General features: G+C 53.4%; 20 protein-coding genes. 8 read left to right on the forward strand and 12 right to left on the reverse strand.

What is annotated here, in order from left to right; genetic code table 11:
- Positions 1–3 precede the first annotated feature (3 nt).
- The 6 genes from ACTH5D_RS00060 to ACTH5D_RS00085 form a co-directional block, all read right to left on the reverse strand.
- The gene (locus ACTH5D_RS00060; RefSeq protein ID WP_441667629.1) at positions 4–675 is read right to left on the reverse strand and encodes an HAD family hydrolase; all 672 of its coding nucleotides are present in this window, start codon (positions 673–675) and stop codon (positions 4–6) included.
- On the reverse strand, positions 672–1,820 hold the full coding sequence (locus ACTH5D_RS00065) for an ABC transporter ATP-binding protein (protein WP_441667630.1): 1,149 nt from the start codon (positions 1,818–1,820) through the stop codon (positions 672–674). The genes ACTH5D_RS00060 and ACTH5D_RS00065 overlap by 4 nt, the downstream gene beginning before the upstream one ends.
- Positions 1,821–1,832: 12 nt before the next feature.
- Entirely contained in the window at positions 1,833–2,660 is an 828-nt protein-coding gene (locus ACTH5D_RS00070; protein ID WP_441667709.1) for a carbohydrate ABC transporter permease, read from the reverse strand.
- Positions 2,661–2,728: 68 nt separating this feature from the next.
- Entirely contained in the window at positions 2,729–3,619 is an 891-nt protein-coding gene (locus ACTH5D_RS00075; RefSeq protein WP_441667631.1) for a carbohydrate ABC transporter permease, read from the reverse strand.
- 93 nt (positions 3,620–3,712) lie between these two features.
- On the reverse strand, positions 3,713–5,035 hold the full coding sequence (locus ACTH5D_RS00080; RefSeq protein ID WP_441667632.1) for an ABC transporter substrate-binding protein: 1,323 nt from the start codon (positions 5,033–5,035) through the stop codon (positions 3,713–3,715).
- Between the two features lie 150 nt (positions 5,036–5,185).
- Positions 5,186–6,136 carry a sugar-binding transcriptional regulator gene (locus tag ACTH5D_RS00085; RefSeq protein WP_441667633.1) on the reverse strand — a complete coding sequence of 317 codons (951 nt, stop codon included), beginning with the start codon at positions 6,134–6,136 and terminating at the stop codon, positions 5,186–5,188.
- A 161-nt stretch (positions 6,137–6,297) separates the two neighbouring features.
- Between ACTH5D_RS00085 and ACTH5D_RS00090 the strand changes: the two genes are divergently transcribed.
- Positions 6,298–6,609 carry an NGG1p interacting factor NIF3 gene (locus ACTH5D_RS00090; protein ID WP_441667634.1) on the forward strand — a complete coding sequence of 104 codons (312 nt, stop codon included), beginning with the start codon at positions 6,298–6,300 and terminating at the stop codon, positions 6,607–6,609.
- 24 nt (positions 6,610–6,633) lie between these two features.
- Here the strand turns inward: ACTH5D_RS00090 and ACTH5D_RS00095 are convergent, their stop codons facing one another.
- Positions 6,634–7,191, reverse strand: a complete 558-nt coding sequence (locus ACTH5D_RS00095; protein WP_441667635.1) for an NUDIX hydrolase — start codon at positions 7,189–7,191, stop codon at positions 6,634–6,636.
- Positions 7,192–7,285: 94 nt separating this feature from the next.
- Here ACTH5D_RS00095 and ACTH5D_RS00100 point away from each other — a divergent pair, with 94 nt between their 5' ends.
- Positions 7,286–7,957 carry a CoA pyrophosphatase gene (locus ACTH5D_RS00100; RefSeq protein WP_441667636.1) on the forward strand — a complete coding sequence of 224 codons (672 nt, stop codon included), beginning with the start codon at positions 7,286–7,288 and terminating at the stop codon, positions 7,955–7,957.
- Positions 7,954–8,622 (forward strand): 2OG-Fe(II) oxygenase, encoded by a 669-nt coding sequence (locus tag ACTH5D_RS00105; protein ID WP_441667637.1) that lies wholly within the window; start codon positions 7,954–7,956, stop codon positions 8,620–8,622. The genes ACTH5D_RS00100 and ACTH5D_RS00105 overlap by 4 nt, the downstream gene beginning before the upstream one ends.
- A 16-nt stretch (positions 8,623–8,638) precedes the next feature.
- Here the strand turns inward: ACTH5D_RS00105 and ACTH5D_RS00110 are convergent, their stop codons facing one another.
- Positions 8,639–9,607: a L,D-transpeptidase family protein gene (locus ACTH5D_RS00110; RefSeq protein WP_441667638.1), complete on the reverse strand. Its 969-nt coding sequence runs from the start codon at positions 9,605–9,607 to the stop codon at positions 8,639–8,641.
- 428 nt (positions 9,608–10,035) lie between these two features.
- On the opposite strand from ACTH5D_RS00110, the gene ACTH5D_RS00115 reads away from it, so the two are divergent.
- The gene (locus ACTH5D_RS00115) at positions 10,036–10,446 is read left to right on the forward strand and encodes a PRC-barrel domain-containing protein (RefSeq protein ID WP_441667639.1); all 411 of its coding nucleotides are present in this window, start codon (positions 10,036–10,038) and stop codon (positions 10,444–10,446) included.
- Between the two features lie 210 nt (positions 10,447–10,656).
- Here the strand turns inward: ACTH5D_RS00115 and ACTH5D_RS00120 are convergent, their stop codons facing one another.
- On the reverse strand, positions 10,657–11,079 hold the full coding sequence (locus ACTH5D_RS00120) for an OsmC family protein (RefSeq protein ID WP_096281515.1): 423 nt from the start codon (positions 11,077–11,079) through the stop codon (positions 10,657–10,659).
- Between the two features lie 203 nt (positions 11,080–11,282).
- Here ACTH5D_RS00120 and ACTH5D_RS00125 point away from each other — a divergent pair, with 203 nt between their 5' ends.
- On the forward strand, positions 11,283–12,188 hold the full coding sequence (locus tag ACTH5D_RS00125; RefSeq protein ID WP_441667640.1) for a DMT family transporter: 906 nt from the start codon (positions 11,283–11,285) through the stop codon (positions 12,186–12,188).
- Here the strand turns inward: ACTH5D_RS00125 and ACTH5D_RS00130 are convergent.
- From ACTH5D_RS00130 to ACTH5D_RS00140, 3 genes are all read right to left on the reverse strand, one after another.
- Positions 12,142–12,990, reverse strand: coding sequence for an MOSC domain-containing protein (locus ACTH5D_RS00130; protein WP_441667641.1), 849 nt, complete (start codon positions 12,988–12,990; stop codon positions 12,142–12,144). The genes ACTH5D_RS00125 and ACTH5D_RS00130 overlap by 47 nt on opposite strands.
- Before the next feature lie 58 nt (positions 12,991–13,048).
- A complete protein-coding gene (gene gntR, locus ACTH5D_RS00135) occupies positions 13,049–14,044 on the reverse strand; it encodes a gluconate operon transcriptional repressor GntR (RefSeq protein ID WP_441667642.1) in 996 nt (331 codons plus the stop codon).
- 89 nt (positions 14,045–14,133) lie between these two features.
- On the reverse strand, positions 14,134–14,652 hold the full coding sequence (locus ACTH5D_RS00140) for a gluconokinase (RefSeq protein WP_441667643.1): 519 nt from the start codon (positions 14,650–14,652) through the stop codon (positions 14,134–14,136).
- A 258-nt stretch (positions 14,653–14,910) separates the two neighbouring features.
- On the opposite strand from ACTH5D_RS00140, the gene ACTH5D_RS00145 reads away from it, so the two are divergent.
- From ACTH5D_RS00145 to yghU, 3 genes are all read left to right on the forward strand, one after another.
- Positions 14,911–15,360: a MarR family winged helix-turn-helix transcriptional regulator gene (locus ACTH5D_RS00145; RefSeq protein ID WP_441667644.1), complete on the forward strand. Its 450-nt coding sequence runs from the start codon at positions 14,911–14,913 to the stop codon at positions 15,358–15,360.
- A gap of 119 nt (positions 15,361–15,479) precedes the next feature.
- Positions 15,480–15,914 (forward strand): organic hydroperoxide resistance protein, encoded by a 435-nt coding sequence (locus ACTH5D_RS00150; RefSeq protein ID WP_441667645.1) that lies wholly within the window; start codon positions 15,480–15,482, stop codon positions 15,912–15,914.
- 163 nt (positions 15,915–16,077) lie between these two features.
- Complete coding sequence (yghU, locus tag ACTH5D_RS00155; protein WP_441667646.1) at positions 16,078–16,950, forward strand: glutathione-dependent disulfide-bond oxidoreductase; 873 nt, start codon at positions 16,078–16,080, stop codon at positions 16,948–16,950.
- Positions 16,951–16,968: the final 18 nt, after the last annotated feature.

Genomic DNA, 16,968 nt, shown 5'->3' on the forward strand with positions numbered 1-16,968 from the left:
GGCTCACTTGGCGATGGCCTGCCACTCGTTAACCAAGGCTTCCAAGCCATGCAGGTGGTCTAAAATGCGCCATGCACCGGCGTTAGTCAGTCGCGCTGACTGCTCAGCATCCACGTGGCTGGCCCCAATGAAGCCAATCACACACATACCGGCAGCGTGGGCAGCGGTCACGCCGGAAACGCTGTCTTCTACCACCAAACAGTCTTTAGGCAATTGACCCAACTGATGCGCTGCGAGCCGATAAAGCGCTGGATCAGGCTTGGGTTTAGCGACCTGTTCAGCGGTAAAAATTGGTACTGCGCCAAAGGCATCCGCCAGCTTAGTGCTGGCAAGCGAGGCCAGCACGCGGCTACGACGGCTGTTGGAGACAATGGCCTTGGCAAGCGGTATACGCCGGACGGCTTCATCTGCACCCTCAAGCGCTCGAAGCTCGCTTGCCAAACGCGCTTCAATGGCCGTATCCATTTGTTCGGTAGCATCGAGCGGCAAGGTGTGGGTACTTAGCTGTTCAAGGTGACGTAAAATATTGGCGGTGGTCATACCAAGTGCTTGGCTGAGCACCTGGATGACATTTAGGTCGGGTAACCATCGTGACAGGTACTCAACGAGAGTCTCTTCAGCAAGTGCCTCGCTATCGACCAGCACTCCGTCACAGTCAAAGATGAGCGTCTTCATGCAGGATCCTCTGCAGGCGATGGGGCGCGGTTATCATGGCGGGTCAGCGCGGCCAAAGGGTGCTGCTGCAAGCTGGCTAACGCTAGCCCATTCGCGTCGAACAAGTGAGCACGCTCAGGGGCAAAACCAAAATGCACCGTGTCGTGCACTCTATAGGCGACGTCACCATCGGCCATAATCGTGACCAGCTCATCATCCATTTGGATGTAGAGCGAGGTTTGGCCGCCCAGGCGCTCCAGCACCTTAATCTCGCCACTCAGCGGCCCCTGCTCATCAAGTACCAGATGTTCCGGGCGAACGCCTAGCTCAAGAGTCGCGTTGGTAGCCAAATGCTGACCGTCAGCCGGTACGCTGCGCTCACCGCCACCGGGCAATCGAATACCCACGCCTTCTGGCGTTACGTCGGTCAGCGTTACCGGTAGAAAATTCATTTTCGGGGAGCCGATAAACCCAGCGACAAAGCGGTTGCGAGGGTGGTGATAGAGCGCCATAGGCGAACCCACCTGCTCCACCACACCGTCGTGAAGCACAACGATTTTATCCGCCATGGTCATGGCTTCGATCTGGTCATGGGTGACGTATATCATGGTCGCATCTAGCTCATCGTGCAGCCGTGCCAGCTCAATTCGCATCTGCACACGCAGCGCGGCATCTAAGTTAGAAAGCGGCTCATCGAACAGGAAGATACTGGGGTTGCGCACAATGGCGCGGCCAATCGCCACCCGCTGACGCTGACCACCCGAAAGCGCCTTCGGCTTGCGTTCCAACAGTGGTTCGAGCTGCAGAATTTTGGCCGCTTCCAGCACCTTGGCACGCCGCTCCTCTTTAGGCACGCCCGCAAGCTTCATGCTGAAGCCCATATTGCCTTCCACCGTCATATGCGGATAAAGCGCATAGCTTTGGAAAACCATCGCAAGGCCGCGATCCGCGGGGCCAACGTCATTGATACGCTGACCATCGATTAAAATGTCGCCATCGCTGGCACTTTCTAGCCCGGCGATCATGCGCATCAAGGTCGACTTACCGCAGCCAGAGGGGCCCACGAAGACCACGAATTCGCGATCATTCACCTCAAGGTCGATACCTTTAATTACCTGGGTGTCGCCGAAGTGCTTGGTAATATTGCGCAGTTGCAGTGTTGCCATGAGGAAGCTCCTTTACTTGACGGCACCAAAGGTAAGGCCACGTACCATTTGTTTTTGAGTCATCCAGCCCAGTATTAAAATGGGAGCAATCGCCATAGTGGATGCCGCTGACAGCTTGGCCCAGAACAGACCCTCAGGACTTGAGAACGAGGCAATATACGCCGTTAAGGGGGCCGCTTTTGAAGTGGTAAGATTGAGGCTCCAAAACGCCTCATTCCAGCTTAAAATAACCGACAGCAGCCCCGTTGAGGCGATGCCTGGAAGGGTCAGTGGCAATAGCAAAAAGAACACTTCCTGCAACGTAGAAGCGCCGTCCATCCGCCCTGCTTCTAGAATTTCTTTGGGCATATCTTTAAAGAAGGTGTAAAGCATCCACACCACAATCGGCAGGTTCATCAGCGTATAAATGATGATCAGCCCAGTACGCGTGTCGAGCAGGCCGACATCTCGAAAGATCAGATAAATGGGCACTAGTACGCCCACTGATGGCAGCATTTTGGTGGAGAGCATCCACAGCAAGGTGCCTTTGGTGCGCTTCGTCGGCAAAAAAGCCATGGCATAGGCACACGGTATCGCAATCAGCAATGCCAAGAAGGTAGAGCCAAAGGCTACCGCTACGCTGTTAAGCGCAAAGCGTGTATACCCAGAGCGCTCATGTACGGCCTGATAGCTTTCAAGCGTCGGGGAAAAAATCAGCGTCGGGTCAGCAATCGCTGCTGTTTCTGTTTTGAATCCGGTCAGTATCATCCAGAAGATCGGAAAAAAGATCACCAGGGCAATTGACCAGCCCAGCACGGTTATAAAAGCCCGCTTTGCCTGTGCTGACCGCCACCCCGTCATCAAATGTGGCGCAGCCGTTTTGGAACGTAATGTTGTCATTGCAATGCTCCCAAGACACAAGTGCCGGTCTAGTCTTCCAAGTTTTTGGCCACCATACGGACCAGGAAGATCGCCACTATATTGGCAAGGATGATGGCAATCACCCCACCGGCGGACGCAGTGCCCACGTCAAAATCCAGTAGCGCACGGATATAAATCAGGTAAGCCAAGTTGGTGGTCGCTAAACCAGGCCCACCCGAGGTCGTCACAAAAATTTCCGCAAAAATAGTCAGCAGGAAGATCATTTCAATCATAATCACCACGCTAATGGCGCGTCTTAAGTGCGGTAGCGTAATAAAGAAGAAAATAGCAATCGGCCCCGCGCCATCCATGCGCGCAGCTTCCACTTGATCTTCATCCAACGACTGCATGGCGGTGAGCAGAATCAACAGCGCAAAGGGCAGCCACTGCCACGCGACAACAATCACAATGGACGTTAGCGGTAATGCCGAAAACCAATCAATCGCTGGCAGACCAACGGACTCAAATAACCATGCCAGCACTCCGTTAGACGGGTGCATCATCATGTTTTTCCACACCAGCGCACTGACCGTGGGCATGATGAAGAAAGGTGAAATAGCCAATACGCGAGCAATACCACGGCCCGCGAACTCCTGCTGAAACAGCACCGCCAGTAACGTGCCGCCAATCACCGTAATCGCTAGCACTGACCCAACCAGTAGCAGTGTATTGCCCATGGCTCTCCACAGCGCGGTGTCGGTCAACAGATAGTGGTAGTTTTCCACCCCGGCAAAGCCGGCCATGTCGGGCATGAGCAGGTTGTAATACTGGAAGGAGAACCACAGCGTCATGCCTAACGGCACAATCATCCATAGCAGGAGCAGCGTGACAGCGGGCGCCTGAAGCGAAAGCGTTCTTAACCCACCGACTGTACGGCCAGAAGCACGTTTTTTATTCATGAAAGTACCTGCGAGACAACAGACTTGCTAGAAAACACCGACAAAACGCCTGCCCTCACCTACTAACAGCCAGTAAGAGCAGGCATTAGCTACTTATCGTTCGATATAGCCAGCTCGCTGCATGGTGCGCTCGGTAGCGCGCTGGGCACCGTCTAATGCCTGCTCAACCGTGGTATCACCGATTAAAGCCGCCGCAATGCTTTGCCCAACCTGAGTGCCAATCGACTGAAACTCAGGAATATTGACGGTCTGTACACCGACATAAGGGTTTGGTTCAAGGGTTGAGTCGTTAGGGTTGGTTTCTTTGATAGCGTTAAGTACGAAATCAGCAAACGGAGCCGCGTCGGTGTACTGCTCGTTGGCATAAGTCGACTCTCGGGTTCCCGGCGGCACGCTGGTCCAGCCGTTGGTTTCGCCGACTAGCTCAATGTATTCCTGCGACGTTGCCCAGGTAATGAACTCAAGCGCAGCCTCTTTATGCTCGGAGGAGGCCGGGATAGCCAGCGCCCAAGACCACAACCAGTGCGAGCCCTTAGGCGTTTCAGCGATGGGGGCTGGCGCAAAGCCAAGGCTATCCGCGACGTCAGACTCGTTAGCATCGTAAAGCTTGCCTGCCGCTGACGTGGCATCCACCCACATGGCGCAATTGCCACGCGAGAACAGCGCTAGGTTTTCATTGAAGCCGTTAGAGCTCGCGCCTGGTGGGCCGTAGTTACCCAGTAGATCAACATAGAACTGAACGGCATTGACCCACGCCTCGGAGTTGAGTTCTGGGTTCCACTGCTCATCAAACCAGCGCCCGCCATAGGTATTCACCAGCGTTGTGATGAACGCCATGTTTTCACCCCACCCAGGCTTGCCGCGCAAGCAGATCCCAGCCAAACCCTCTTCGCTGCCGTGAAGATCTTCGGCCCAGTCACGCACCTGCGCCCACGTCGGCTGCTCCGGCATTTCTATACCGGCTTGCTCGAACAGGTCTTTGCGGTAATACATCATCGAGCTTTCAGCGTAGAAAGGCAGCGCGTGCAGCGTACCATCCAAGCTCAAGCCATCGCGCACCGAGGCTAGCAAGTCATCCTCGGCGTACTCGTCTGGCAAGTCATTTAGCGGCTCCAGCCACTCTCGCTCCGCCCAGACCGGCACTTCGTAAGTACCGATCGTCATCACGTCAAACTGACCGCCACCGGTAGCAATATCAGTGGTCATACGCTGACGCAACACGTTTTCCTCAAGCACTACCCAGTCCAGGGTAATGTCAGGATGCGCTTCCTCGAAAGCCTCGGTGAGGCTTTGCATGATCACCATATCATTATTGTTTACCGTCGCCACAGTAAGCTCTGTTTGCGCCTGGGCGTTTCCCGCTATAGCAATAGCGGCGGCTAGCGTGGTGACGGGCAAGTGACGTGCGAATCGCATAAAGCACTCCTATGGGCATGTATTGGCATTGTTGTCGCCTTGATCTTATTGATCATCAACCAAACAAATGATCGTACGTAAGTCGGAAAAAAGCAAAGCCCTGGGCTTAGACTTTACGCTAACCTAGTGCCGGCTACGCGCACTGACGCGTTATAACGTTTCTACAATCTGCCTTGCGGCAACCTCATCGGTTACCAATCCTTTGAGCCAACCACCGCGCAGCGCTGCGCGGATGGCCGGCGCTTTTTCACGCCCACCTGCAATCGCGACCATGAGATGTTTACCAAAACGCTCTAAGGGAAGGCTAGTAACGCGGCGTGTAATCGAACAGTCAATGACGTCGCCATCACTGTTAAGCGGCCACCCTAATAGCTCGCCCACCGCTTTTAAGCCCAACAGCTCATCCAGCTCGCTTTCGCTAATGAAGTGATCTCGAAACAGCGTGGCCTGCCGGTCGATACGCCCTATGCCAATGAAAGCGGCTTCTGATTCTGTGGCCACGTCAGCAATCGCCTTGAACAGGCGCTGCGTAAGCATCGCCTCTTTCTCGCCCAGCGACCCAGCCACTATCGGCGTGGGCAACAAAAAACGTTCTCCGCCGGTTTTATCAGCCATCAACATGACGGCGTCGTAACGGTTCGTAGAGCCGTCCCTGGCGACATTACCCACCAGCGACACAAAGCGATGCTGTGGACGCTCAACGTGCCTGAGCGACTCCACTGCGGCGCGAACCGAACGCCCAGAGCCTAACGAAAGCGTTAATGGCTCACTACGTTCAACGAGTTTGGCAATACGTTCTGCGGCGGCTACCGCCAGATAGGAAAGCACGCTGTCAGGTGCGTGATTATCAGCAGGTACCACTTCGCAGTAGGCTAAGCTAAAGCGATCACGCAGCGTGCGGCCTAGCGCCATACAGGTGGAAATAGGATGATCAATATGGACTTTAACCAAGCCTTCCTGTCGCGCCAGGGCCAATAATCTCTGTACTCCCGGCCTGGAGACGCCTAGCTGGTAGGCAATTTCATCCTGCGTCATTCCGCCCACGAAGGACATCCAGGCGGCTCTGGCGGCCTGATCCAGTTTAACCTCGAATTTATCCATATGCCGCTCTCTCAATGTTAATTTACGTGTCATCATACAAAGGTAATGCCGCGACCAGAAGCCACCTATTCGTTAATAGACAAGCGTCGCTAATAGATAAGCATCGCTAATGGGCAAGTGGTATATCGCCTCACCATGCTCACACTATTTGGAGATTATGCATGTATAAACTGGCTTTTTACGTTCCCATCAACGATGCCGAAAGCGTTAAACAGGCCGTATTTGAGTCCGGCGCTGGGCATATTGGCTTGTATGAAAATGTCTGTTTTCAAACCCGCGGCACCGGCCAGTTTCGGCCAACGAAAGGCACCAACCCGCATATCGGCGCGGTCGGCAGTTTGGCAAGCGTTGAAGAATTCAAAGTCGAGATGATATGCGACGAGGACCATATTCACAGCGCTATTGCGGCCTTGAAACTTGCCCACCCTTATGAAGAAGTCGCTTATGATGTGTGGCTACTCGCCGATTTGTAACACGTGCGCACGTTTATTTTTAGTCTAGGCGCTGCCTAAATAACGCTCGCGGTCTTCTGGTGTCACCATGCTGATATGCAGCGGGAATTCATCATGAGGGCGATCCGCGTAAAAGTGACGTAACGTACGTTCAATCGTAATGAAAGCAAGCTCGTCCCAAGGAATTTCGTGTTCGTCAAACAAGGCTACTTCGAGGCTTTCTGGCCCGGTACTAAAGCCGCCGACTAATTCGGCACGAAAAATCATAAATACCTGATTGATATGAGGCAGATCAATGAGCGTATACAGACTAGCCAGATCGACCTCGGCACAGGCCTCTTCCCGAGTTTCCCTGGTCGCCGCCTGCGGGGTAGATTCAGCATTTTCCATAAAGCCAGCAGGCAATGTCCAATAGCCCTTGCGCGGGGCAATCGCGCGTTTACAGAGCAACACTTTGCTACCACTAACCGGCAGCGTACCGGCCACGATGCGTGGGTTTTGATAATGGATCGTACCGCAGGCATCACACAGGTAGCGAGGGCGGTCATCGCCTTCAGGGACAGCAAAACGTACTTTATCACCACACTGGCTACAAAAATTCATCGCGTATTCTCAACGGCTAGTGGATAGAAGCCTCGACGCGCTTGACGTCAATGGCCGCTGCTGGGTAAAAGAGAACAAAGTCATTGGATACCCTATGTTAGAGAAACTACGTAAACAGCTGCAACAACTGACTCCTCGGCGTTTGGATCACATTGTGATGCGCGAAGCCGCCGTGCTTTTGCCCATTGTCGAACGTCCAGAGCCAACCTTACTATTTACCCGCCGTGCAAGCCACTTAAGCACTCACAGCGGCCAGGTGGCCTTTCCGGGGGGGAAGCGCGAGCCTTTTGACAGCGATCTCTATGCAACGGCGCTGCGCGAAGCTGAGGAAGAAATCGCCCTTGACCCAAGCCTGGTCGAGCCGCTGGGAAGGCTGTCGGATGTTATTTCACTACATGGGCTTCGCGTTACTCCTTGGGTTGGCATTATTCCGCCTGATTTACCGCTGGTTGCTGACCCGGGTGAACTTGACGCTATTTTTGAGGTTCCGCTTAGCCACTTTCTGGATGACTACCGCACCCACACCGATGTCATTACCGTCGATGGGATTGCTCACTATGTACCCAGCTACCACGTCGATGGCCATGTCATCTGGGGGCTTTCGGCGATGATGCTGGTGGAATTACTGGCAGAGGGTTTTGGTATGCCCATTGACTTATATCAACGCCCACAGGGCCCGCTGCAGCATTATCCTGAACGCAAAAGCCGCCTTCCTAACTCATCTGTCACGCCTTCTCGTCCGGCGCCATCGAGACCCAACAAATGACCCCGACCGTCACAACGTCGTCACCTGTGCTGCAAACAGCAACGCAAAACGCTCTAGTGGATGCACTGGTCGAGCAGGGCTGGTATGTTGGCCGCGAGGTTATTGACCTTGAGCTATGTGAGGCGCTGAATCACGAGCTTTTGCACCGCGCGGCCTACAACAAATTGGATGAAGCGGGGATTGGCCGAGGCAAGCAGCATCTGCTGCGTAAAGATATTCGCGGAGACGCTATTCACTGGCTGGATCGTAAGAGCGCCGCTCAGCGGCGTTACTTAGATGCCATGAGCGAGCTACAGCAGGCGCTTAATCATGCATTGTTTTTAGGCCTGTTCGAGTACGAAGCGCATTTTGCCCACTACCCCCCTGGCGCTTTTTACCAGCGCCACGTAGATAGCTTTCGTGGCCGCGCCAATCGCGTGATTTCCACCGTCAGTTACTTAACGCCCGACTGGCCAAACGATGCCGGTGGCGAAATGGTGATCTACCACCCGGACGACACCTCTCTTGAGATCACCCGGGTCGTACCCGAAGCAGGCACTTTCGCCTGCTTCATGTCTGAAAATATCGCCCATGAAGTGCTGCCTACCCGCCAGTCGCGCACCAGCATTGCAGGCTGGTTTAGGCGCAATGCCTCGCTAGGCGGCGTACTTGATCCCGCACGCTAGCGGGAAAGGCGCATAATTAGCTGAGAGGAACGATCTGGCCGTTGGATTGATCTAGCACCTCCCGCACCTGCTCGTAGTCAACGCTACGCGGATTGCCGCCTTCATATTGCTCAATTAAACCAACGACATTTAACAGCGTTTCCATGCCATAGGCCTTTTCATCTGTCGAGGTAAAGGCCTGCACAAAGCTTTCATCGTTGGCGCCCCAGCCTAGCTTGATCGGTGCATCGATAATATTGACCTGGGTACCCACCGGCACGCGCCAGAACACAGATTCAATATCTTCAGGATACATGCGGATACAGCCTCTACTAGCGCGCATCCCAACACCATCCGGCTGGTTAGTGCTGTGGATCATATAGCCTGGAATATCCAGCAGCATGGTGAAACGGCCTAGAGGGTTCTCAGCACCCGGCGGCACCACGGCGGGTGCTGGGTCGCCACGCTCAGCCGCCTCACGACGAATTGATTCAGGCGGATACCAGGCCGGATTCTCAAGGCGCATGGTCGTTTTGGTAATGCCCAGCGGCGTATTAAAGGCGTCACGCCCAATGCCGATTGGATACGTTTCGACCCGTGGCGTTTCGCCAGCCTTAACGTCGGGATAGTAATAAAGTCGCAGCTCGGCCACGTTAATCACAATGCCCGTACGCTCCTCATCGGGAAGAATGAACTGCCCGGGGATCGTCACCTCGGTTCCCTCCCCCGGCACCCAAAGGCTGACATCAGGGTTAGCCATACGAATTTCTTCGTAACCCACGTTATGAGCACGGGCAATATCCATCAGCGTATCTTCTTCTGTAGCTGCGACGGTGTAGACCTCACCGACCATATTGCCATTTTCGGGCAGCGGATAATGCCCTCGAGGAAGGTCACTGCCGCTGGCAGCAGCAGACGACGCCAACAGCCATGCACCCAGCGTGATACTGCCGAGCCACAGTTGCTTAACACGCGTTAAGGGGTAGCGCCTAGCAGTCGATATCATGGGTTTTCCTTTTTATGCGGCCCTGGCCTGACGTTCATGGCAGGTGGGCTGAAAGTAGTCATTTGACCCGGCAATATGAGCATTGTTAAAGAGTAGGTCAACTCGGTAGATTGTCGCATGGTAGCAGCACCGTGGCCCTACACACTTACATAGCCTGCTAAAACCTGTCATGAAATGATTGTATTTTTGAATACAGCGGCTAATCTATTAATTGCCTTAGTGCAGCTAAGCATAAGGCGCTTAATCATCTTACGCCGTTATTACAGCTTACTATCTAACATGGCTTGATGATTAATAAAACTAGGAATAGTAGCGGTGAGAAGATTTCTAGAGCAAGACAACTCGGAATATTATAAGCCGTTATTAGCCTTTTAGGGTTGCAACGCGGAGTCGTTCAGTCCCGATAACACTGCAAGGAGCAAGCAAAAATGAAAATGATTAAACCCGCTATTTTAGGCACTCTCGTCGTTCCGGCCTTCATTCTTGCCGCAGGTATGGCAAACGCTGAAGAAACGACCGAAACAATGGAAGCGACCTACCTTACTGCTACGCCAGAAAACACTTTCCATTCGGATGCGTTGACCGGCAATCAGGTCCAGAGCGCGGTCGAAAATGATCAAGATATTGGTACCATTACCGATCTCGTGATCAATGAAGATGGCCAAATCACCGCGGTGGTTGTCGGTGTCGGTGGCTTTCTAGGTATGGGTGAAAAAAGCGTTGCTATCGAGTGGGATTCGCTTGAACTCACCAAAGAAGAAGATGGCGAAGGCTACATGATTAGCGTTAATGCATCTGAAGATGCTCTCAAAGATGCTGAAGAGTATACGCGTGACTAACGAATTGGCGCTAATAGCCAATATAAAAGCCCTGGCAACCGCCAAGGCTTTTTGTTTTACTACGCTTACTTAAAAGGCATTAGCATTATTTAAAAAAAAATGCAACCCTTATACCTTTTGTCAGAGACTTAAGCATCATGACGTCTTGATTAAAAAATGAACCTAATACTTAAAAGCTTATAAAAAAAGACGCCACAACAGAGATCAACATTAGCCTTTTAATTTAGCGGTCATGCTAATGTCGGCATTAAGGACTTTAGAAACCGGGCAATTAGCTTTAGCAGTTTCTGCTGCTTCCTGGAAAGCGGCATCGTCTGCGCCACTGATGGCGGCAACAACATCTAAGTGAATCTTAGAAATATCGAATCCGGCATCACTTTGGGAAAGAGTCACTTTCGCACTGGTTTCGATAGAGTCAGCGGTATAGCCCTTCTCGCCCAGAATCATTGAAAGCGCCATCGAAAAGCAGCTGGCATGCGCTGCGCCGATTAGCTCTTCAGGATTCGTACCTTTTTCATCTTCAAAACGCTGCTTAAAGGAGTACTTGGCATCTAATACGCCACTTTCGGTTGAAACGGTGCCTTTACCATCTTTCAATCCACCTTCCCAACGTGCGCTAGCTTTGCGATCCATGAACAACTCCTTGTGCGTGCTAATAGGCAAAAAAATATGTCGTTCTAAGCCCAAGCGGCAGATGCCATCTAGACTACCTAAACAGCGTAGCTGATTTTTGCATGCCCTGCCCAGCAAGCGCTTCCAATAACTTCCATCGGCCTCTGTTCAGTCGTAAGCTAGCTAGCCAATCAACCACATCATTTTGAATATTAAGGGCATTCATGTCATCCACTGATGCGCTACGTCTGCTGCTGCTTTCCTCGCTCTGGGGCCTGTCCTTCATCTTCATGCGCGTAGCCGCCCCCGAGTTCGGGCCAGTCCCACTGGTGTTGATACGTATGGGAATAGGCGCACTGCTACTAATGCCGCTACTTATCAGCCTGCACTATCTACGCCTAATTTGGCAGCATAAAGGCCCGCTATTACTGCTGGGAATCGTCAATCACGTACTGCCTTTTTCACTGCTGGCACTCGCTACCACACGCCTTGAAGCAGGCTTCACGTCACTGATTAACGCTACTACGCCTATTTTCACTGCGTTGATGGGCGTGTGCTTCTTCGCCACTGCTATACAGCGCCAACAGTACTGGGGCCTCGCGCTGGCGCTGCTGGGGGTTTATGTGCTCTCAGCTAATCGGCTCGACTTTGCGCTAGGTGGCGACGGCTGGTTTATTGTAGCGGCACTCGGGGCTACGTTTTGCTATGGCATTGCGAGCAACTACTCCAAGACGCGCCTAGGCCACCTCCCTACCCGCGTTCTAGCTGCGGGCAGCTGCGCGATGTCGGCGCTGGTGCTATTGATTCCCGGCATTTGGTTATGGCCAAGCTCCCCGATCAGCCTTCTGGCTTGGGGCAACGCTATTTCGCTCGCAACGCTTAGCACCACACTGGCATTCCTGCTGTATTTTGGTTTACTCGCCAGCGCCGGGGCTACAGCAACCTCAACAGTCACTTTTTTAGTGCCGGTGAGCGCACTGGTATGGGGCTATCTATTGCTGGACGAAACGCTAAGCCTTCAGATTATCGCCGGTATGGTCATTACGCTGATAGGTACGGCCATTGCTACCAACCTGCTGCGCCTTAAATCTCGCGGATCACTGCCGACAACGCATCCCCCACGCGAATAACGCCGCCCGCACCGACAAGCAGGGTGGCATTTTGGCCGAAGTGCGCGCCTTTCAAGGTAGGCTGAGTATTAAGCACCACCAGCGTTTCCAGCGGTTCTGCAGGCGCAGGCATCGCCGCCGACTGCTGATCAATCGTGATAATTTTGCAACGCTTGCAGGCCTTACGCAGCGTCAGCTGAAAGCTACCGCTCTGCGCTGAAAGCGTCACCCAGCGGTCTTCAGCCCACGCCTGGTCGCACTTAATCACGATATTAGGTCGAAAACGATTCATCGGCACAGGCGACTGCCCGCCATCGACCAGCGCTTGATTCAGGGCATCTAAGGAGCCGGTAGTGGTGATCAAAAAGGGGTAGCCATCGGCGAAATAAGTATGGGCCGCCCCGCCGTCAAGAAAATCTTCTTCAACCGCACGGCTAAACTCTGTGGCAAAGCGTACCAAGCTCAGCCCCTGAGCCTGTTCACCTAGGGCAGCTTCTAACCATCGCGTAACTTCCTCGCTTTCAGGCCGCGCTTTGCAGTGATCATTCCACACGTTAACAAGGCGCAGGTTTCCCTCCGGCTCAGTGAGTGGCAGGCGCAGTGAGTCAACGGCGGAGTGTGAAAGCACAAGGTGCTCGTCGGTCAATTCAACGCCGATTGTCGCCAGCGCAGGCAGCTGACGCTGCGTCACAAAACGTTGCTGGGCATCCACTAGCATCCAGCGGCGGTCCCAGGCTAGCCCATGCTCTTGCAACACACTCTGGCTCAAGCTGATGCCTTGTAATGACTTAACGGGATAGATGTTGAGCTGAGCAATCTCCACGGGCGGCCTCACAGTATGGGAAAACGCTACTTTAGCCAGTCCCGTAACCGCCGTCACGCTATAGCGTCATGCCTGCTTCGATTAGATAGCCTAAGTCGATCACGCTCTGCGTTAACGGCTCCCCCCGTATACGGGCTAAAAGCTCACGCGCCGCCGCTTCGCCGATGCCCTGACGCGGCGTAACCACGCTAGCAAGCCTAGGTGCCATCACTTGCCCTACGTCATGACCGTGAAACCCCGCCAAGGCCATGCGCCCAGGCACGTCAACCACACACCGCTGGCACTCAAAATAAGCGCCCACAGCAACGTCATCGTTGGTGCAGAACACACCATCGGCATCTGGATAGTCAGCTAGCACCTGCTTTAGCAGTGCCGCCCCCACGCTATAAGAGGAGCGCTGTGTGCTTTTCAGCGCAATCGGCGTTAGCCCGTGCTCTTCCATAGCAAGTCGGTAGCCCTGCTCACGCTGTCGAGTACGCTCATCTAGACGTACGCCCAGGTAAATCACCTGACGCCGGCCCCGTTGAATCATGGCACTGACCATGTCATAAGCGGCTTGAACGTTGTTATATCCCACCGCCTGCTGCAGCGCGGGTCGGTAAGTATCCATGATTTCAACTACCGGGATACCGGCGGTTTCCAGCATACGCAGGCTGCGCGGGGTGTGATCGCGGTCAGAAAGGATCACCCCATCAACGTTATAAGAGAGCAGCGAGGCCAAACTACGTTCTTCAAGCTCAGGGCTATAGCCATAATGAGCAAGCATCAAATGATAGCCCGCGGGTTCCGTCAGCGATTCGATGCCGACAATCACATCGGCGAAGACCTGATTAGTCAATGACGGCACCAGCACACCGATAGAGCGGCTGGTCGCTCGGGAGAGTAAATCCGGGGCCCGATTAGGTATATAGCCGACCTGCTCAGCCACTGAGAAGATGCGCGCGCGTAGTGCTTCAGAAACCGTTTCAGGATCGCGCAGGCAGCGGCTTACCGTCATTTTGGTAGCCCCTACGTGATTGGCAATATCCTGTAGGGTGGGGCGTTTTTTCTTCAAAGTGTGGCGGCCTTGTGCAGCGAGGGAGCGTTGGGATCTACCCTAACTAACAATGAACCCTCGTGCCTATCCCCTCTTTAGCCGAAGGTTTAGCTAAGCGGCGGCGCTAGCATTGCGGTAAATTGGCCAACAATGGTTGGGGGGGAAAGCGCAATGGAGGCCGTCATTGCCTCATCGCTGCCCGGCGGCTCTAAGTCCGCTAGCTGGCTTGCCAGCATGCTGTCGCCCTTAAAGAAATGCCCCGACCGGGTTTCCAACCGCTCTCGCAGCAGCTCGCGCGTGCCTTTCAAGTATAAAATGCGCAGTTCAGAATCGCCGCTTCTCAAGCGATCCCTGTAGCGGCGTTTAAGCCCCGAACAGGCAATCACTACCGTCTCGTTTTGCGCTTTATAATTAGCAAATAGCGCTGCCAGCGTGTCTAACCAGCCTTGGCGATCATTGTCATCAAGCGGCGTGCCGCTCGCCATTTTTGCCACGCTCTCTGGCGAGTGGTAGTCATCACCATCAATGAAGGTGGCACCTAGAGCCTGCGCCAAATTTTCGCCAATCAACGATTTTCCACACCCGGATGCGCCCATAACTAAGATACGATAAGACGAGGGAATCATTGGGCTAGCTCTCCAAATGTGAAGCCTACGGTGCAAAAGAATGAAACGAAAGTGTACATGACGCTCAAAATGCAGTGGGGTAAGAAATCGATATAAACAAGGGCCTTGCCATTGTTACCGGTAACAATTAAAAGAAAAGGCTAACGGGGCGCTCATTGCTTGTCAAAACAAAACTGTTAACCTGCGACCAACGTCTAGATCTAGCCACTGGCGCTCCATCAAGCTACATTAGCCTACGTCTTTCGTTTCGGAGCACCCATGTCTGTGCAACCATCTTGCAGCGCGTTAGAACTGGATCACCAGCTTTGCTTTGCGCTCTACTCAACCTCGTTGATGATGACGAAGGTTTATAAACCGCTGCTTAAAGAGCTGGAACTTACCTACCCGCAATACCTTGCCATGCTGGTACTGTGGCAAAACGATGGTATGACCGTTGGCACCATGAGTAAGCGCCTACTAACCGATCCCGGTTCACTGACGCCACTACTTAAGCGACTTGAAGCCGATCAACTGCTTAATCGTAAGCGCAGCCATCAAGACGAGCGCGTGGTAGAGCTATACCTTACCGAAAAAGGCAAAGCGCTGCGTGAGCAGGCCTACCACATTCCTAGCTGCGTCGTGCACGCGAGCGAGCAGTCAATAGAAACGCTGACTGAGTTAAAAGAGGATTTGGTGCGGCTACGCGACAGCCTGCAAAAAAACCAGTGACCCTTTGGCCACGGCAAAAGGGTCACTGGTTTTTATTTACCATTTATATTGCGCGCAAAATAAAGCTGCGCTAGATTAAAGAAGTTAACATAACTCATAATGCTGACAGGAGATTCAATATGACGACCACTACTATCGAAAAAGTTGCTTACCGCGCCCAGGCTATCGCTACCGGTGGCCGTGAAGGCCAGGCTAAATCATCAGATGGCGCGCTAGAGGTTAAACTCAGTACGCCTAAAGAGCTGGGTGGCGCTGGCGGTGAAGGCACCAATCCCGAGCAGCTGTTCGCGGCTGGCTACTCAGCCTGTTTTCTAGGTGCGCTTAAGCATGTAGCGAGCCAAGAAAAAGTAACGCTTCCCGAAGACACTCAAATTGAAGGCAACGTAGGTATCGGCGCAATTCCTACCGGTTTTGGCATCGAAGCTGAGCTAAAAATCAGCCTGCCCGGCCTTGAGCGAGACGTCGCGCAGCAGCTAGTTGATAAAGCTCATGTCGTGTGCCCCTACTCCAATGCCACCCGTGGCAATATTAACGTCACCTTGACGCTGGTATAAGCGAACCATTAGCTTAATCTGCTAGCGCCCACACCACCGCTTTCTGCGCATGCAAAGCGGTGGTGTCGTAAGCCCCCCCCCTAAAAGCGTTAGCATCGCCGCACAAGGATAGGCTCACCTCTGTGCCCAGCAGTTACCGATACCGGTTAATAGCGAGGAAACGATGAGCGATAACACCTATACGCCTCCCAACGTTTGGAAATGGGAGCCTGGCAACGGCGGTAAATTTGCCAACATCAATCGCCCGATAGCAGGCCCTACCCACGATAAAGCGCTGCCCGTGGGTAAGCATTCCCTTCAGCTCTACTCCCTAGCGACACCTAACGGTGTAAAAGTTACCGTGATGCTCGAAGAGCTGCTGGAGCAGGGAATTAAAGACGCAGAGTACGACGCCCATCTGATTCAAATTGGCGAAGGCGATCAGTTCAGCAGCGGTTTTGTTGAGGTAAATCCCAACTCCAAAATCCCGGCACTGATGGATCACTCCACCACTCCACCTCAGCGAGTGTTTGAATCCGGCGCCATCCTGCTCTATCTAGCCGAGAAATTTAATGCCTTCTTGCCGACTGACCCAAGGAAGCGCACAGAATGCCTCTCTTGGCTGTTCTGGCAAATGGGCAGTGCGCCAATGTTAGGCGGCGGCTTCGGGCATTTTTACGCCTACGCGCCAGAAAAATATCAGTACCCGATTGATCGCTATACGATGGAAGTGAAGCGCCAGCTTGATGTACTTGATCGCCACTTAGCAGAAAACCGCTTTATGGCCGGGGATGAGTACACCATTGCCGATATGGCGATTCACCCTTGGTACGGCGCACTGGTGAAGAACCGTGTTTACGAAGCGGCTGAGTTCTTGGAAGCACACACTTACAAGAATCTATTGCGTTGGACCGAGGAAATTGATGAGCGCCCCGCCGTCAAGCGTGGCCGTATGGTCAACCGCACCTCGGGTGAGCCTAGCGAGCAGTTGCATGAGCGCCACGACGCCAGCGACTTCACGCTGAAAACACAAGACAAGTTGACTGACGGCAAGTAAGTTGACGGCATACAGCAC

Origin of the sequence: Halomonas sp. (assembly GCF_052095695.1) — a bacterium.
GTDB lineage: Bacteria > Pseudomonadota > Gammaproteobacteria > Pseudomonadales > Halomonadaceae > Vreelandella.

Coding starts and splice junctions, on each gene's coding strand:
- ACTH5D_RS00080 (WP_441667632.1), bottom strand. CDS start 5,035: ATGCGATTCGCACGTCACTTGCCCGTCACCACGCTAGCCGCCGCTATT.
- ACTH5D_RS00090 (WP_441667634.1), top strand. CDS start 6,298: ATGTATAAACTGGCTTTTTACGTTCCCATCAACGATGCCGAAAGCGTT.
- ACTH5D_RS00095 (WP_441667635.1), bottom strand. CDS start 7,191: ATGAATTTTTGTAGCCAGTGTGGTGATAAAGTACGTTTTGCTGTCCCT.
- ACTH5D_RS00070 (WP_441667709.1), bottom strand. CDS start 2,660: ATGACGGGGTGGCGGTCAGCACAGGCAAAGCGGGCTTTTATAACCGTG.
- ACTH5D_RS00150 (WP_441667645.1), top strand. CDS start 15,480: ATGACGACCACTACTATCGAAAAAGTTGCTTACCGCGCCCAGGCTATC.
- ACTH5D_RS00065 (WP_441667630.1), bottom strand. CDS start 1,820: ATGGCAACACTGCAACTGCGCAATATTACCAAGCACTTCGGCGACACC.
- ACTH5D_RS00115 (WP_441667639.1), top strand. CDS start 10,036: ATGAAAATGATTAAACCCGCTATTTTAGGCACTCTCGTCGTTCCGGCC.
- ACTH5D_RS00120 (WP_096281515.1), bottom strand. CDS start 11,079: ATGGATCGCAAAGCTAGCGCACGTTGGGAAGGTGGATTGAAAGATGGT.
- ACTH5D_RS00060 (WP_441667629.1), bottom strand. CDS start 675: ATGAAGACGCTCATCTTTGACTGTGACGGAGTGCTGGTCGATAGCGAG.
- ACTH5D_RS00100 (WP_441667636.1), top strand. CDS start 7,286: ATGTTAGAGAAACTACGTAAACAGCTGCAACAACTGACTCCTCGGCGT.
- ACTH5D_RS00145 (WP_441667644.1), top strand. CDS start 14,911: ATGTCTGTGCAACCATCTTGCAGCGCGTTAGAACTGGATCACCAGCTT.
- ACTH5D_RS00105 (WP_441667637.1), top strand. CDS start 7,954: ATGACCCCGACCGTCACAACGTCGTCACCTGTGCTGCAAACAGCAACG.
- yghU (WP_441667646.1), top strand. CDS start 16,078: ATGAGCGATAACACCTATACGCCTCCCAACGTTTGGAAATGGGAGCCT.
- ACTH5D_RS00125 (WP_441667640.1), top strand. CDS start 11,283: ATGTCATCCACTGATGCGCTACGTCTGCTGCTGCTTTCCTCGCTCTGG.
- ACTH5D_RS00110 (WP_441667638.1), bottom strand. CDS start 9,607: ATGATATCGACTGCTAGGCGCTACCCCTTAACGCGTGTTAAGCAACTG.
- ACTH5D_RS00075 (WP_441667631.1), bottom strand. CDS start 3,619: ATGAATAAAAAACGTGCTTCTGGCCGTACAGTCGGTGGGTTAAGAACG.
- ACTH5D_RS00140 (WP_441667643.1), bottom strand. CDS start 14,652: ATGATTCCCTCGTCTTATCGTATCTTAGTTATGGGCGCATCCGGGTGT.
- ACTH5D_RS00085 (WP_441667633.1), bottom strand. CDS start 6,136: ATGGATAAATTCGAGGTTAAACTGGATCAGGCCGCCAGAGCCGCCTGG.